The organism is Pseudovibrio exalbescens, assembly GCF_028737195.1.
GTDB lineage: Bacteria > Pseudomonadota > Alphaproteobacteria > Rhizobiales > Stappiaceae > Pseudovibrio > Pseudovibrio zosterae.
Genome location: NZ_JAQZAJ010000006.1, coordinates 75,977 through 91,892, shown reverse-complemented (window position 1 = coordinate 91,892; position 15,916 = coordinate 75,977). Strand labels below are relative to the sequence as shown.

The 15,916-nt window shown below is 47.0% G+C and carries 8 protein-coding genes and 2 pseudogenes; 3 read left to right on the top strand and 7 right to left on the bottom strand.

Annotated elements, in window-relative coordinates:
- Window positions 1–72: 72 nt before the first annotated feature.
- Window positions 73–1,004 (bottom strand): annotated as a pseudogene (locus tag PUV47_RS19905) (IS30 family transposase).
- 333 nt (window positions 1,005–1,337) lie between these two features.
- Here PUV47_RS19905 and PUV47_RS16365 point away from each other — a divergent pair.
- The 3 genes and pseudogenes from PUV47_RS16365 (at window position 1,338) to PUV47_RS16355 (ending at window position 3,952) form a co-directional block, all read left to right on the top strand.
- A complete protein-coding gene (locus PUV47_RS16365) occupies window positions 1,338–2,189 on the top strand; it encodes a glycosyltransferase family 2 protein (protein ID WP_274219855.1) in 852 nt (283 codons plus the stop codon).
- Window positions 2,190–2,269: 80 nt separating this feature from the next.
- Window positions 2,270–3,345 (top strand): annotated as a pseudogene (locus PUV47_RS16360) (IS3 family transposase).
- An 88-nt stretch (window positions 3,346–3,433) separates the two neighbouring features.
- Window positions 3,434–3,952, top strand: a complete 519-nt coding sequence (locus tag PUV47_RS16355) for a transposase (protein WP_274219854.1) — start codon at window positions 3,434–3,436, stop codon at window positions 3,950–3,952.
- Here PUV47_RS16355 and PUV47_RS16350 read toward each other — a convergent pair.
- The 6 genes from PUV47_RS16350 to PUV47_RS16325 form a co-directional block, all read right to left on the bottom strand.
- Entirely contained in the window at window positions 3,929–6,415 is a 2,487-nt protein-coding gene (locus PUV47_RS16350; protein WP_274219661.1) for an FkbM family methyltransferase, read from the bottom strand. The genes PUV47_RS16355 and PUV47_RS16350 overlap by 24 nt on opposite strands.
- A gap of 41 nt (window positions 6,416–6,456) precedes the next feature.
- Window positions 6,457–8,703: a glycosyltransferase family protein gene (locus tag PUV47_RS16345; RefSeq protein WP_274219660.1), complete on the bottom strand. Its 2,247-nt coding sequence runs from the start codon at window positions 8,701–8,703 to the stop codon at window positions 6,457–6,459.
- Between the two features lie 2 nt (window positions 8,704–8,705).
- On the bottom strand, window positions 8,706–10,745 hold the full coding sequence (locus tag PUV47_RS16340; RefSeq protein WP_274219659.1) for a CgeB family protein: 2,040 nt from the start codon (window positions 10,743–10,745) through the stop codon (window positions 8,706–8,708).
- Between the two features lie 734 nt (window positions 10,746–11,479).
- Window positions 11,480–12,820 (bottom strand): UDP-N-acetyl-D-mannosamine dehydrogenase, encoded by a 1,341-nt coding sequence (gene wecC / locus PUV47_RS16335; protein WP_274219658.1) that lies wholly within the window; start codon window positions 12,818–12,820, stop codon window positions 11,480–11,482.
- A gap of 21 nt (window positions 12,821–12,841) precedes the next feature.
- Window positions 12,842–13,948 carry a non-hydrolyzing UDP-N-acetylglucosamine 2-epimerase gene (gene wecB / locus PUV47_RS16330; RefSeq protein WP_274219657.1) on the bottom strand — a complete coding sequence of 369 codons (1,107 nt, stop codon included), beginning with the start codon at window positions 13,946–13,948 and terminating at the stop codon, window positions 12,842–12,844.
- Window positions 13,949–14,096: 148 nt separating this feature from the next.
- Window positions 14,097–15,887 (bottom strand): glycosyltransferase family 4 protein, encoded by a 1,791-nt coding sequence (locus PUV47_RS16325; protein ID WP_274219656.1) that lies wholly within the window; start codon window positions 15,885–15,887, stop codon window positions 14,097–14,099.
- Window positions 15,888–15,916: the final 29 nt, after the last annotated feature.

Genomic DNA, 15,916 nt, shown 5'->3' with positions numbered 1-15,916 from the left:
TCTTCATCTGCTTCTCCAAGCACATCACAGGCCGGAGAAGCCAACTTTAAACCCGGTGAATTTTGGGGTTGATTATCGTGCCTTCCAGCCAAGACCCTTGAGGGGCGTGTTGGTGAGGCGGTTACTGATCCTTTCAAGTTTGGATCAGAGACCTGCCGCATATCCAGTATGCGTGGCAGCCATTGTCTGGCACGGCACATTGTATTTTCGACCGTTCCTATTGCCAAGGCGCGGCAGGATCGCAAAACCAGTTTCGCTTCCCGATCTCGGCCTGCAAGTGAGGCCAAGACATGAACTCTGTTCCACGATCAAAGGTGATGGATTGGCGTGCTCCAAGAGGCAGGGCTGCAAGTGCTGCGACGATCTTATCCATCAGCGGCTTGTTTTCCTGCGGCTATTTTTTTAGAACCTTGAAACGCCCGACAAGTTTCACCGAAGAGGTGACGTTGCCCTGACCAAAGTGTTGTTTGAAACGCGCTAAATCGGCTTCCTAGTGGCCGAACTCTTCACTGTTAGGTCGAAACAGAAAGCTAACATCACAGTGGAATTTGGAGATGCGCCGTATTCGAGCCCATCTCGGCCTGGGCCTCGCGGTGCTTGGGAGATACCACGAAAGTTCCTGTCGCACCCCTTCCTTGGAATTGATCTATCTATACTTGGTTGCGGGCACTCTCTTGGAGACGTTGTTTCATGGCCCATGCGACAGGCGATTTGTTCCGGCGTTCAGCTATCTAGATACACACAACCACAGAAAGACACAGAGCCTTATGGCTGATCAACTACCGTTGTCTGCTGTGTCGCCTTAACGCGGATTGCTGGGCAGCAGCGCCAAAGTAACCAACCACATGCGCCAGTTCCGCGTCTCCGAAGTGGTTCCGTTTAAACTCGCGGAATATTGTTGAATGACAACGCCCACTTGTTGCCTCCACGGGCACCTTAGCCCGCAGCCAACGTTCAATTTTCACGCCTTCAGCTTGAGCAAGGTGGCTATATATTACTCCTATGAGGAGATCCTACCATTTTACAAACTATTGGTTTCAAATAAGAGCCGCACTTCGGGGTAGTGTGCGCGTATCCGGCTTTGCCGCTGTCACAGTATATAAGGCACCAGAGCTTTTACTAAGCTCCCATCGCTGCACCGTTTTAAGCACTGCTACGCTTATCTATGCTGAGCCCTTAAATGAGCCCAGCAAAAGTCAATTGAAGAACGGGCGAAAGAAATGCTTTAGAAGGCCAACATCTAGAAGATGAACACAAAACGCGTCTTGACAACACCATACCGCCCAAGTCGTATACTTTTGCCCACACCCTCCCTCAGGAAGATAAAGGTGGAATACATGATTGAACCCCCAATTTTGTCTGTTCTTATTCCCTGCAGGAATCGCCACCATTTATTGGAGGAACTTCTGCTGTCCATAGAACAGCAGAAAACTAAATACAAAAGCTTGTTAGAAGTAATAGTGATAGACGACGCCTCTGATCCACCTTTGTGCATGGATCATATTAAATATTCGTTTGACGTATCTATCGTTCGCAACGATAAGTGTGTTGGCGCACCGATTTCAAGAAAAAAAGGATTGACAATTAGTTTAGGTGAGATAATTCACTTTCATGACTCTGACGATTTACTTCCAGATAACTGGGTCGAGGAAATTGTAAAGGTTTTTTTAACAACGCCAAATTTAGATATGGTCATAACGCCAAGAATAAAACTAACTCAAGACAAAGAAGAGGTCATTCGGTCTGAGGAACTGGCCAAGCTTGTCCACAAACCAAAACTTTTTACTAACGTGCAGAGATATATGAATATCGTTGGCCCTTTAGGTGGTGTCTCTTTTAGAAGGCGCGTGGTCAATAATCTTAGCTTTCATGATGTTCCCGCATCGCAAGACTGGTTAATGTATGATGAGGCGTTAACTCAATCAAGAAAAGTTGAATATCTACAAACTACACATTTTATTTTTAGAGATCTAGCAATCGAAAGAATATCTAACTCATCCGAACGCCGTCTCAGTGGTTACCGGGCTGCGGCCAAGTTGCGTTTTAAGTCGTGGTTGTTACAATACATTGCAATGCAGATTTATATAGCTGGCGCCCCGCGAGACTTTCGAAAATCAAAAGGTAACGTACTCTCTGGACTCATTAGAGCTGTCTTAAAGAGCATAATTAGAATACGATCTCGAATTTAGCAATGCTCGGTATGACCTGCCCCCCGAACCCTCCTGCACTTTAATGTAAAGTTTGCTCAACCTTTCGAAGGAGCAAACAGATGCGCAAGAGCCGTTTTACAGAAGCGCAGATCATCGGAATGATCAAAGAACATGAAGCCGGGATGCTGACGGCGGAGGTTTGCCGCAAGCATGGCCTAAGTCAGGGCAAATTCTATAAGTTCAAATCCAAGTATGGCGGCATGGAAGTGTCCGATGCAGCCAAGCTGAAGGCGTTGGAGGATGAGAATGCCAAACTAGAGCGTCTGCTCGCGGACCAGATGCTGGACAACGTCGTGTTGAAGGACTTGCTGGGAAAGAGTTGACGACGTCGAATGAGCGGCGCGAAGCAGCGCTCCGGGCGATGCGGGATCATGACATCTCGCAGCGCCGGGCCTGCCGACTTGTCGGTGTCGATCCCAAGAATGTCCGGCGTGAGCGCCCGCCTGACAATCCTGAGATACGCAAAGAGATGAAGGCCATCGCGGCCAAGCGGCGTCGGTTTGGTTACCGCCGGATCGGCGTGATGCTGGAGCGCGAAGGATATGTGATGAACCACAAGAAGCTCTATCGCCTGTACAAAGAAGAGAAACTGGGCGTCAGACGACGAAGGGGCAGGAAACGCGCTCGCGGATCGCGTACGCCGATGCCTGAGGCTCTGAGTTCTGGTGAACGCTGGTCGCTGGACTTTCTGTCCGACACGTTCGGTGCATCCCGAAGGTTCCGTATTTTGGCGGTGAACGACGATTGTTGCCGAGAAAACCTATGCTTGGTTGCAGACACATCGATCTCTGGTGCCAGGGTCGCCCGCGAACTGGACGCTCTTGTGCGTGTCTACGGAAAGCCAAAGAGCATTGTCTCGGACAATGGGACGGAGTTCACCAGCCGGGCGATCCTGAAATGGGCAAACGACAACGAAGTCGACTAGCATTACATCAACCCAGGTAAGCCGCAGCAGAACGCGTTCATCGAGTCATTCAACGGTAGTCTACGCGACGAGTTCTTGAATGAAGAGATGTTCGACAATCTGCAAGATGCCCGTCGAAAGCTGGCGCTTTGGCGATACGACTACAACCACGTCAGGCCGCACTCATCGCTCGGCAATCAAACGCCCGCAGAAGCGCGCCGAAGAATATAAAACCCAGATCTGCAAACTCTCGTTATGAATGAGGGAGCCACGGGGGGCAGGTCAGAGCCATATCAGCATAGACCGGCGTTAGGGCTTTATCCGGGGCTGCGCGGTGACATCGGCTTCAGACGCCGATGGCCGCCAGTTGAAGCACGTCATTACAAAGGACAATACAGCCTCCGATGTGTGGGCGGACAGCGCCTATCGATCAAAGAAGAACGAGAAGTGGCTGGTCAAGAACATGCTGGTGCACCGCATCCACCGGCGTAAGCCGGCCAACAAGCCGATGCCAGAGGCAACCGGGCGTGCCAATGCGAAGAAATCTTCGATCCGGGCTCGCGTCGAGCATGTCTTTGCCCATCAGAAAAACCGCTACGGCCTGTTCATCCGCACGATCGGCCTTGCCCGGGCCGAGGCCAAAATCGCCCTCAAATCGAAAGAAATCGGCTACACCGCCAAGCCAAACCCAAAATCATTGGGTATTTGCGGGTGTCCAGCTACAAGGGTCAACGTCAGAGGCAATCGCACTATACCAACTAAGATCAGCAGGTTCATGAAGTCTTTTCCCCATGTCCAACCAATGGGAAGCAGCTCACCTGTTTTTTGCAGACGTTGAGGTTGTTGGTTCATCCAATATTTTCTGAATATCCGTCAGTCGCCTATTGGCTGTTTTGCATTTTTCCTGCAATTCTAAATTCGACTTTCTTAGGCGCTGCCGCTCATCCCATAGCTTATAGAAAGCTGTTCCTTGCTCCAAGCCATTCTGCTGGAGATCTGCTCGGGAAGCTAAATGTTTGGGAACGAACCAGTTGGTAGGAGTCGCATTGAAAGTCCGCCAATAAACGTATCCCCAAGGCTCAAGAAACTCATGTATCTTGGCAAACTCAGCTTCATTCTGCGACTCAATGAAGAGGCTAGGCTGATCTCTTGCAATAAGTTCCCTAGCCCCACGGAGGACATCTAGCTCCATCCCCTCGACATCGACTTTAATCGCTTTAACTCGGCTAGCAAAACTCATGCTGTCCAGCGGCACCACATCGACGGCACGTCCTTCACTATCTGATTCATTAGCAGTGTCGATTAATGTAAGCATTTGAGCGCCAAGATTATCTGGTTTTGAGACCTTGAAAACACCTTTGGCTTCCTCTGATCCGACGCCTTTGGCTATCAACGAGACACGTTCACCAAGATCATTGAGGTCAATCGATCTTTGCAAAGGTGTAGCCAATATGGGGTTGGGTTCAAACGCAATAACATTACAGCCAGTGGCTGCGGCCAAATACAGCGTATGGTTGCCAATGTTGGCGCCAATATCCAAAACAAGATCACCTCTTGTCAGCAATTGTCGCATGGTACGTAGCATCGGAAGCTCATAGGGCATTGCCTTTTCAGCGAGCATACCTTGGATATAGTCAGTCTCCCAGTGTGGAAGGACCATTGCATACTGAAAACCATCCACTTCAAGAGTAAAGGTTGACTTGCTCCCGTTGCTCTTTCTTTCATGAGGATGAGCGCTATTGGCAAGCCCAGTGCGGTTAACATCAATTCGCGTATTAAGGTCTAATTCAAATTCAATAGCCTTAGATTTTCTTTTTGAAGAAGTCAGCGTGCAAGAAGAAGCTGTAGCGAACTTGGAAAATTCTTTTGATATTAAATTACTATTTTCCTTTATATTTACCTCGGACAACATATCTACTTTTAAGGCTCTATCCGCATGGATGGGAACAAATAAACAGCCTTCAGCATGATATAGACCTTCAGATGAAAAGAAATTCACTGCGAGTGTTTCCGAGTCGCCACCTGCTATGTCTTTGATTGTTATCTTACCGTCACGCAGTCGAGAAAGGTCTAGCTCTCTTGTTACCTCAGTACCAAAGCAGTGCGTCTTTCCGATAATAGTTTTGCCGTTCATCGTCACCGTGGGTGGTGATCCTCTGAGATCTTCCACTTTCCTGACAGCCTCCGAACCAATAATGTACGGCACATTGTGAGCGGTGCAGGATCTCAGTGCCTTTCTTTTCTCACATCTCTCATTGTAATAACCAAGTCCGCCGTCGCCTAATAGGACCTTCCCATCAAAGTATAAATGTATAGAGAGATCATCATCATGCCTGTGATAATGAGACAGGTGGCTGGCCTTAAAAACCAGATGGAAGTCTTTGCCGACAACGTCACCTCGGACAATTACATAGCCAGACGCAGAATAGTCCAAAACATCAATTTGCTGCTTCTGCTCGTAAACTAGGCCCTCATCATCTCCGCGTGTATCCCCAATCATTGGCAACAAACCATTTGGGAGAGTAATGGCACGCAAAAAGGCTTCTACCTTAGCGACAAACTGGTCGCTCATGTTAGAAATTTCTTTGTCTCCAAGAAGTGCAAGGGTCCTCAACTGCTGCAGCCTGCTAAACATCATCTTCTGATAGCTGGGGCTGTTTTCTTTGTGTACACCCTCATTGGTGAAGGCAAAAGCAACCTCTTCCTTCAAGCGTTTGCGGTTTAGGCGGCGGTAATCTTCTGATCCGTCAAAGGAAAACATCGACGAGATGATTAGCGCGATCATCGCCTGGTCAAAGCCGTGGTTTGTATGCTTCGAATAGTGTTTATCTTCCTGCAGCCAATCGAGATGTTCAATAATAAGGTCACCAAGAGCTTCAACTCGAGGCTCATTATCTAAAGGCAGGTTGTAGTGTCGGCAAAAAACGAGCCAGTTTGTAAGATTGCGGATACGAAATGCGGCTGCGTGATCATGCCAGACGAGTGGCGATTCTTTATTCTGTTTAGCTTTATCAATCCAATTGTGGACCGCGTCCAAGCAGGCCGCAAAGTAAATTTTTTGCTCTTCCTTGCTTTGCAATGAAAAGCTATTAATGTACCAAGATAAAAATGGCAGCGCTTGCAATTGCCACCACCAGTTTCGATCACGTTCAAGATTTTGCCAATCAAAAGTCAATATATCTAGATTGCTGTCTTCGAAGCTCTGCGCTTCAAACTGTCCTCTATCAATCAGCTTCTTTAGCAATTCAAAGTGAGATTTGTTGGATGTCTTAACTGTTGCCTGGATATAATCTCTAGCCATCGGCGTCACATAGGATAGTAGATCACTAGTCATCATAAAATTTATGGACCCTTTTGGATAATATCCAACCACTTTTGACTGGTTTCCTGCGACGACAGGATACCCTTAATCTCTGTGCGCAATTCGTTCTCTGGACTATAGTCAATCACAGCTTGTTTTGCCTCTTCAACAGTTCTGATTATCCACTTCTCACCCCAGATCTCAGATGCACCCTCCCAATCCCAGATGATCGGCTTACTTCCAGTTAACAATCCTTCCCCAATAGCCATATGGAATGACTCAAAGTCTGATGGTGACAGGATATATCCAATCATAGTAAACCACTCATTCACGTCATCACCTGGCGGGTCAAAGATAACTTTGTGGCGAAGCCTTGAGTTGCTGTTGATCCGCTCAAAAACGTTTCGATAGTACTCCCGTTCATCCTCGCGCTTTAGCAGCCAATCGTACTCCAATGGATGCTTTCCCTTCACTCGAAGGCAGTAGCGATTATCTTCTTCTAACAGAGCTTCCAATAGATCCAAGGCTCGGTCAAGGCGCTTCCGGGCCGGAGCAACACCGATGATGCCCAAGGTATAACGAGCATCAGCTGTCTTCTTCTTAGGTGTAAACTTGCTTTCATCTAGCAGGTTAGGGATTACCGATGTTTTCTCGAAAGGAAAGCTAAACGCTTTTTGCCCTTCCCGGCGAATGAACTCGCTGACATAGCTGATATGATCAATTTGTTTCCAGTTGGCTTCCGCCAAATAAGGTAGCTCCCGTTCCTGCAAATGAAAACGCGCCACCAACCGCTGATGAGGGATTTTATTGTGTGAGTACCATTTAAGATTGCCGAGGCACCATTCACAAAATATGACGTCGGCTTGCTTTAATAATGCTCGGCTCTTTGACTTGTCGTGCAGATTGTGTCCCTGCCATTGGTCGGTTATGAACTCTAGCCGTCCCATCGCTTCCAATTTTTTCTGCAACGGGGTAAAAAACTTGAGATCGTGCCCTGCAACTAGTACTCGGATTGTTTTCTTTGTTGGCGGCTGTTTGGGGGAGGCTACTAGCCGCTGATATAATTTCAATGCAGGCCCTACCACCTTGAGCACCTGCTCCGCCAACGGCGCTTGATGTTTGGGCCTAGTTATTAATGCATAGGATGTGTCGTTCATCCACTTCTGAATTTCTATGACCCGAGCTGAGAAAGTGTGACGTTCTGCCAACAACTTGAGCGAATCGGCGGCCTGCTGGGATACTTCTGGTTCATTCAGAGCGCGTACTAGCTGTTTCTTGAACTGATCTTCGCTATTCGCAAAAAGCGGATAATCCTTTCCCAAGAGCCGTTCGTGCAGCGGATTTCTATTAAGAATGGCAGCGCAGCCTGCCCCTCCGTACTCTAGAATTTTGGTGGAATACTCTAAGGTATCGTTCATACCCTCATTGCGCCACGAGAGACCCACTCTGGCTTGACGCAGCTGCTGTTGCACAGCTTCACGCGTTTGAGCACCTAGCCATTTCAGGCCCTGGGTGTCTTTTAGTGCGCGCTTCATTTGCACAGCATAGTTAGGCCGTTCCAACTCATTGTGGATCTTGTCGCCGACCATAACCAGTTCGCTTCCTGGCAGTTTTCGATGGACATAGGGCCAAGCCAAAGCCATTTCTAAAGTCATCCAATCGCCCTTAAACTTGCCAGCGTAGATGCTCATCTGAGGGCGCTGACTTATAGGCGGCAGACTTTCTGTAAAGTCCGGAATCACCGGCGTGTAAAGCTTAATCTTGTCGGCTTTTAAGTCAGGAACCAATGCTTGCCAAAGGGCTTTAAATCCATCCGTCTGACATAACAGAAGATTGCAGCCTTCGGCAATACGCTGCATCGTTAGCTGCTCATCAGGGCGATATGCACTCGCTTCTTGGGGGATGTCGGTCAGGTAGATCCAGCATTTGGCCAGCGACCGAGGTTTGTCAAGAAACTGAGTTGCAATCTCCAAGCCTCGAATGATTATAATGTCGTAAGGTTGGTCCTCATCCAAGCGGGCGGCTAACTCTCCCATCATCGCTGGAGTAATTCGCGCAAAACTTCTGCCACTCCAATGTTCGCGTGCTGCGCCATTCAGTAGAGTAATGTTGGAGTTTGCTTGCAGCGGAGCAAAAAGCTCTCTTCGAGCCGGGGCGCTTCTGGTCAAGAAGTCAACCTTCGCCGAACCGGTAGCAGCAGTGGCCAGTGCGATGGTTTGCGACCAAATCGCAGAGCCATCAATATAATTCAGGTCAGGGTTACCGCATATGAGAACACGCTTGATCATTTCTAACTAACCGCCACTTCTGCAGCCAAGCCGGCTCTTTTAAATTGGTCGCTGTCTGAAATAAAGAGTTCTGGGTGGGAGGCGCACTTCTCCGGTGGAGTCTTGATGTGGTGCTCTAGAAATTCTTTAGCGCGCCAAAGCGCTCCTCCCATACACGCTACACCACCGTAAGCGAAAAGATCACGATCTTTCGCCTTCGCCCAGCCGCGTGCGCTAGGTTCGTAGATGCTCGCGTTAACAAGATCGCGCAAGTAGTGCTCGCCATACTGGTGAAACGGGCTGATGCAGCCGCACAAAACGGGACCCGTATGTTGGCTAGCCAGCCACTGTTCTGTCTGACCCTCTCGGAGCAACGAAACTGTATCCGGCATTCGGTGAGCTTGGTTTGTCAGGTTAGAGGCGCACTTAATGCCCAACTTAAAGCCGCGATAACTCTGTCGACGGACAAAGGTACTTAACGACTCTAGTTCGAGTTCTGAGCGAGCCTCGGCGATCAGCCGAATGGTGGGCTCTACGGGAATGTGCACATCAATGCCGAGGAGATCGAAAATATAGTTCAGACGGTGAGCGTAGGTATGTTTAGCGAATACTTCACGAATACCTAACAGGCTTCGGCGGCGCCACTCGATGTCGTCATTCATCAAGGTACGCAGTGCTTCATCTGCCTCCTCCTCACTGTGCACTAGCCAAACCGCGTCGCTTTCGAACAAGTTTTCGATACCTTTCGCATAGGTACTGACAACCGGAGTTCCACAAGCCATCAGTTCAAACACTCGCCGTGAGAACATGGTTGGCGAGTCGATTACCGAGTTAACATTAAGGAAAACTCTATAGCGACTATACTGCTTGCAAAGGTCTTTGTAAGGTAGGCTTCCTTTAATACCAGCGCGATACTCCTCAGGAAACGGAAATATGCCGGTTCTATAGTTTCGATCGAAGATTTCCAATCCGTGCCTGTCTGCTGCTTTTAGCAACCAGCGCATTGACGCACCTCGTTCAGCATGACGATTCCCATACCAGCTGCCTGCAAAGCACGCGAGAGGCGTGCGTCCTTCCAAAGGCGCCGGTTTGTGGAGCGTAGGCTGCGCGGCAAAGGGCAATGAATGCACATTTGTTTTGCCAGTCTTTGCTCGATAGCTATCCTTCATATTGGCGTCGGTGGTGAATATGTGATCTACCAGTTTTGCGCTACACATAAACTTCTGGTGATGAACTGGATCTTCCTTGTTCCAGAACAAAGTCGGAATGCCGTTTTCTCGAGCGTATTCGCAAATTTCCGCAACTTCGGAACCCGGCTTATTAGAATAATCTGCTACTCTGTATTGCCAGCTCCCGGAATTGCCCTTCCAAGCGCTCTCGATAAAGAACAGCTTGGGTTTGTATTTCTCTGCTAGTGCGTACCAATTGTCTGGCCTAGGCAATAACAAATTTACATCTTGCTCGAAACAGCCGGTAGTAAACTCATCCATTAAACCTAAAACATATGGCTTACCGTTGGGCGGCTGCTCGGGCCAACCAAGTATACTTATCTCTGCCGCTTGAGCGCTAGGTCGCAGAAACCGATGAGTATGAGAACTGTTGGGTTTGGGCTTCACCTTCAGCTCGCGTAGTATCACATATTCGTCATCGCTTTGGTTAAATCCGCATGCAGCTATGCGAATCGCGCGAATTCCCTCCTTCACAGTAAAAATGTGCAGCTCTTTGATCATATTCTGCGTACAGGGAAGATACTTGAAGTAAGCATCAAAATGATTGGACTTCGCCAGTCTACCACAGGGAGTGTCAACGCGCGTACCATTGATGTCTAGGGCGTCGATCAGCAAAACTGCTTTTCGACTACTATTGCCCTTGATATTGTGATATTTAACAGCGCCCTCAATAATTAGGGTCTGGCCGACCTTGACCGGTATACTGTGCCAGAGCGGATCAATAGTGAGCTGCGCATTCACTTCTGGATAACTGAATTCACCAGAGCTATCGTCATGTTCCTCAGCAACTGCCGCTAATGAATTTTTTCTCCCGACTTTACGCAAAATATTCATGCATCTCACCTAAAAATATACACTCACGCTAAATGTTTCTGACCATTGCATTGTGAATCCGCCCTTAACTCAAAAAAGTCCAAAACATTTTGGTTGCGTCCCGAGGTCTATTTTCTTTGTTCGTCAACACACCCCAACTTCGCTGCATCTTTGGTAGTTAACAAACGAAGGTTTCGGGAAACCGGAGTGAACACAATGAGTGTACCTGGCCCGCGAGTTTAGGAATACAATTGGGAAACTATGAAGCGGATTATGACCTTGGTGATGCCCGGCACGAAATGCTATGACTTGAACATATTGCACTAAATTTACCGGTTCTCACTAGAGATCACAAACTGAAAGCGATCCCTGTCGCAGCGAAACCTCTCTTTAGGCACAATTAAATTTATTAACGACCCACCTAACTATTACTGCATTTGTTGAAGCATTCGCATCTTGGTTATTGCCTGTTAAAGCCCCAACTAAAAGCTGGAGGAGTAATATAGCTCAACACTTACGCCTTACAGTGTTTTCGCATCGATCGTATTTTTGATTTTACAAAGACAGATTAGGTAAGGCGCTCCTAATTCACTAAAGGTTAGCAAAGCAGTGGTTTTCGCTAAGCTTCGAACCGCGTTCATTATGGTGTTCCGCACCCTAGTAAAGCACAACTTCTTCCAGTACTCACTACTTGGCCCTCTAAGAGATTCTCCACATCAAAAGGAGTTTCTTGATCAACGCGCAGATGAAAAACATCAGCAAACACCCTGCGTGTCGACTATTTTCATATCCTTTCTCAATGTATTAAATTTGTCTGCGTATATTTTGTGCGCGACAAGAATTACTCCAATATCCGCCTCTAATGCACTTTCAAAAGATGTCAAAGTAGCCTTCCCTTCAAGGCTCGCGGGGAGCGTTTCGGCATACGGCTCAACAACACAAACTTGTCCCGGGTAAGCCTTTGAAAGCTCATCAACAATCTTCAATGCAGGACTCTCTCGAAAATCGTCAATATCCGGCTTGAATGCCAATCCAAAGCATGAAATTCGCACTGGCTTTGAATGAAGAAAACTATGAATCTTCACAAGATTCTTCACTTTTTCAATTACCCAATGAGGCTTGCTGTCGTTGACCTCTCTCGCAGTACGGATAAGATTAGCGTCACTAGGACTACTAGCTACGATAAACCAAGGATCTACAGCTATACAGTGCCCACCAACACCTGGACCAGGCTTAAGGATATTGACGCGCGGGTGCCTATTGGCTAATGAAATTAGCTCCCAAACATCTATATCGAGATTGTCGCAGATAACTGACAACTCATTCGCAAATGCAATATTTACATCACGAAAGCTATTCTCTGTAAGTTTCGCCATTTCTGCCGTTCTGGTATCTGTGACAACACACTCGCCCTTTACAACTAATTTATAGAGCTCCACAGCACGACTAGAGCACCTCGGTGTCATACCGCCGATCACACGATCATTATCTACAAGCTCTCGCAACACCTGCCCTGGCAGCACTCGCTCTGGGCAGTGGGCGATACGTATATCTGACTGTTCACCATGCGTTTGAGGAAAAGTCAAATCACCCCGTTCCTCAGCAAGCCAAGCCGCCATTTTCTCAGTAGCGCCAACCGGACTTGTAGATTCTAGAACAACTAGATCTCCTGGCTTCAAAACGCCTGCGATTCTTCTACTGGCCGCCTCAATAAAGCTTAAGTCAGGCTCCTTTTCATTCCATTGACTACTTATGAACGGGGTGGGCACCGCGATCAAGTATGCATCAGCTGGTTCTGGCTCCATAGAGGCCCTGAGATAACCTTCGGATACCACGGTACGAACCGCGAGATCCAAATCTGGTTCGACTATATGCGCTTCACCACGATTTATGGCATCAACCGTGTGCTGACTTACATCTACACCTAAAACCGGAACTTTCCGGGAGGCGAAAATCGCCGCAGTTGGAAGGCCAATGTAACCAAGCCCGACAACAGAAATGCTCTTGAAGCCTTTTTGTTCAATAACAACTTCATTGGCGAAGTGCGTTACAGACGCATCCAAATTCTGGTTTTTTGCAGCGTTGAGTTCTGTCATTTTTTTCCAAATGGTAAAAATTCAAAATAGCTCGTTTACAATTTTTTCGCTGGCTTTGCCATCACCGTATGGATTTTTTGCCAACGTAAAGTTATGGTATTCACCATTGTCTCTTAAGAGGCTAGATACCCTTCTTACAATTTTATCAAGCGACGTTCCAACCAACTCGGCACAACCGGCTTCGACACCCTCAGGTCGTTCAGTTTTCTCTCGCATAACCAAAATCGGCTTACCAAGACTTGGCGCTTCTTCTTGTATGCCACCGGAGTCGGATAAAATGATGTGACTGTGAGACATAAGATACACAAACTTGCGATAATCTTGGGGTTCGCAGAGTAAAATGTTACTCTGTCCCGAAATTATTCTATTAACCGGCTCTTGGACATTAGGATTGAGATGAACGGGATATAGGAAACCAATTTCTGGCCACTTAAGGCTCAAGCACTTAATGGCTTTACAAATGTTCTCGAAACCGCCACCGAAATTTTCTCTGCGATGCCCTGTAATAAGAACATATTTCGGGTACTGCTTTAGAAAAGCGTTTATCTCTTTACGAAGAACAGGCGGCCTCTGACTCACAAGTCGGGCCATTTGCAACAGTGCATCTATGCCAGTGTTTCCAGTCACATGGATACTGTCTTCTTTAACATGTTCTTTAATCAAATTAAACTTGGCACCTTCAGTTGGAGCGAAGTGTTTGCTCGCCACCAACCCAGCGACTCTGCGGTTCAATTCCTCTGGAAAAGGTGCATAAATATCATTGCTACGAAGACCTGCCTCGACGTGGCCGACCTTAATTCCTCGATAAAACGCACAAAGGGCTCCAACTTTAACAGATGTGGTGTCGCCTTGCACCAGAACCCAATCAGGATTTGCACTGGTTAACGCATTGTCGATTTCTTGAAACAAGCGCCCTGTCAATGACCCAAGTGTCTGGTTTGGCCGCATAATATCCAATTCAATGTTTGGAGATATCTGGAAATCATCAAAAACGGGCTGCAGCATCTCCCTATGTTGGCCAGTTGAAACTACAGTCGTTTTAATATCATCACGACGTTGAAGCTCCCTAACCACCGGGGCCATCTTAATACCCTCAGGGCGCGTTCCTACAATAACCCATATATGCATCTTTAAGCCTAATTATGATAGCCGCCTGCCAGTTCTTTATCAAGAGCATTTGGATTTGTACACAGGCTCAAACGGCCCGATGCGCAATCGACAACGCCGAAAGTAAGTTACGAGTAAGTTTTCCACTGCGCATGAATTTTAGTAAATGTTATTGGGGATTTTCAATAAAATCTACTAACTCAGCGATACTCTTTTTCCATGTTTTGTTTTTTGCTACAAAATGATAACCTTCTGAAGCCAGATGGTTTCGGGTTTCTTCTTTACACAATCTATACATGGCCGCAAATAGATCACTTGAACTTCCTGGCTTGACTATCGCTGCATTGGCCTCACCTCCAACTAACTCCACCAAAGCGGGAAGATTTGAGACAACTACCGCTTTTTTTGAAGCCATAGCCTCTAGTGGTTTCAGCGCCGGAACAATCCTCGTGACGTGAGTTTCTACACGAGGATACACAAACACATCACAAAGTTCGTAATACTTCCCGACGTCCGAGAAAGGAACTCTTCCAATCAGTCGCACATGTTCCGACAACCCCAAACTTAAGATGAGCTCTCCTATCTGCCGAGCACAGCTGCCGTCCCCAACAATAACCAAATTGCATTTCACCCCCCTACTCAATAGCATCTTGACTGCGTGGAGGACTTCATCCAACCCCTCATAGACCTCCAACGTACCAATGAAACCAAACACCACAGATTTTATATCAATGTTCAGTTTATCTCTCAGTTCATGAGAAACGGTATGTTCATTAAACTTTTCTAGATCGACCCCATTTGGCAGCAGGGATATCTTATCGCTCGCAACTCCTCGATTAATTAGTTCATCTCGCAAGGGCGACGATATAGCAAAAACTCTGTCAGCCTCTGCCGCCACCAATGTTTCCATATACCGGATAAACCCAAAACGTTCTGTATACTCCCAGCCCTTAAATTTGGAAGCAGTGGTGTATTCCCACAGCCCACGGACATCATAAGCAAAAGACAAGCCGAGCCTTCGCGCTGTCATTAATGCAGGCAGAGCATTAACGTAATTAGACCCTGCAATTATAAATTTCGGGTCTTGCTGCTTACATACCCTGACCAACTCATCTGAAGCTTGCTTAAAATAACTAAGCGTCCCATCGTTAAATAATGAATTCAAACCAATATGTCTGTACTCAATACCTTCGACTTCCTCATGACTACGGGCCCTGGACAAGAACTTGCTGTCAGATCTGTCTAGAGGGTAACCTGGCCTAGTCACGCATGTAACATCGATCCCAGACCACGCCAAAGCTTGCAACATGCTATGCGTTCTGGTCGCGTATCCTGATGAATGATAGGGAATACTAAAGTGAGAAACGTAAATAATCTTACTATTATTAATATTTGAATTCACAGCAATGCTTTTGCTTGGCAAAGCATAGCCGTTTGTAGTAATTCTGTATTCATCAAAAATGCGTCTTATTTTCGAACTGCTAGTATAGGGATCTAACTGGATTTCTAGTATCTTTTGATATGCCGCTTGAATTGAGCCACTGTCGTAAATCACTATAATAGCGGCTTCTTTTTGCTTTTGATCGGCAGCAAACTTAAATGCGTCTTCAGCTAGCGCCCTAGCTCTCGATAAAGAGACCTTCAACGACACACGCGCCGCAAGCAAAAACACTTTAGAAATATGGCTATTCGCCCTCCCCCGCCGCCTCAAAAGGGCATATGTATCGTCCTGCTCATTGGTTATGAGTTCCAAAACTTCATCTTCAATATCATCTACACCCAAGCTCTTCTTTTTCAGTAATTGTTTGCTTTTGTTTTTGTGTTTCCGATTCAATACATATAACTCATAGGGAAGAAGAAGTAATTTTGAAAAAGACCCCTTCGCATCAATTAAAGCCAACCCAACCTGATATGCTAAAGTTGTTTTAAGGTATTCTGTTAAAGCCTGAACTTCTTTCATCTATACACACTATGCATTAGATACTACTC

What these genes read in the sequence shown, in the direction of transcription:
- PUV47_RS16340 (WP_274219659.1), bottom strand. Translation starts at nt 10,745, where the DNA reads ATGAATATTTTGCGTAAAGTCGGGAGAAAAAATTCATTAGCGGCAGTT.
- wecC (WP_274219658.1), bottom strand. Translation starts at nt 12,820, where the DNA reads ATGACAGAACTCAACGCTGCAAAAAACCAGAATTTGGATGCGTCTGTA.
- PUV47_RS16365 (WP_274219855.1), top strand. Translation starts at nt 1,338, where the DNA reads ATGATTGAACCCCCAATTTTGTCTGTTCTTATTCCCTGCAGGAATCGC.
- PUV47_RS16325 (WP_274219656.1), bottom strand. Translation starts at nt 15,887, where the DNA reads ATGAAAGAAGTTCAGGCTTTAACAGAATACCTTAAAACAACTTTAGCA.
- wecB (WP_274219657.1), bottom strand. Translation starts at nt 13,948, where the DNA reads ATGCATATATGGGTTATTGTAGGAACGCGCCCTGAGGGTATTAAGATG.
- PUV47_RS16350 (WP_274219661.1), bottom strand. Translation starts at nt 6,415, where the DNA reads ATGGCTAGAGATTATATCCAGGCAACAGTTAAGACATCCAACAAATCT.
- PUV47_RS16345 (WP_274219660.1), bottom strand. Translation starts at nt 8,703, where the DNA reads ATGATCAAGCGTGTTCTCATATGCGGTAACCCTGACCTGAATTATATT.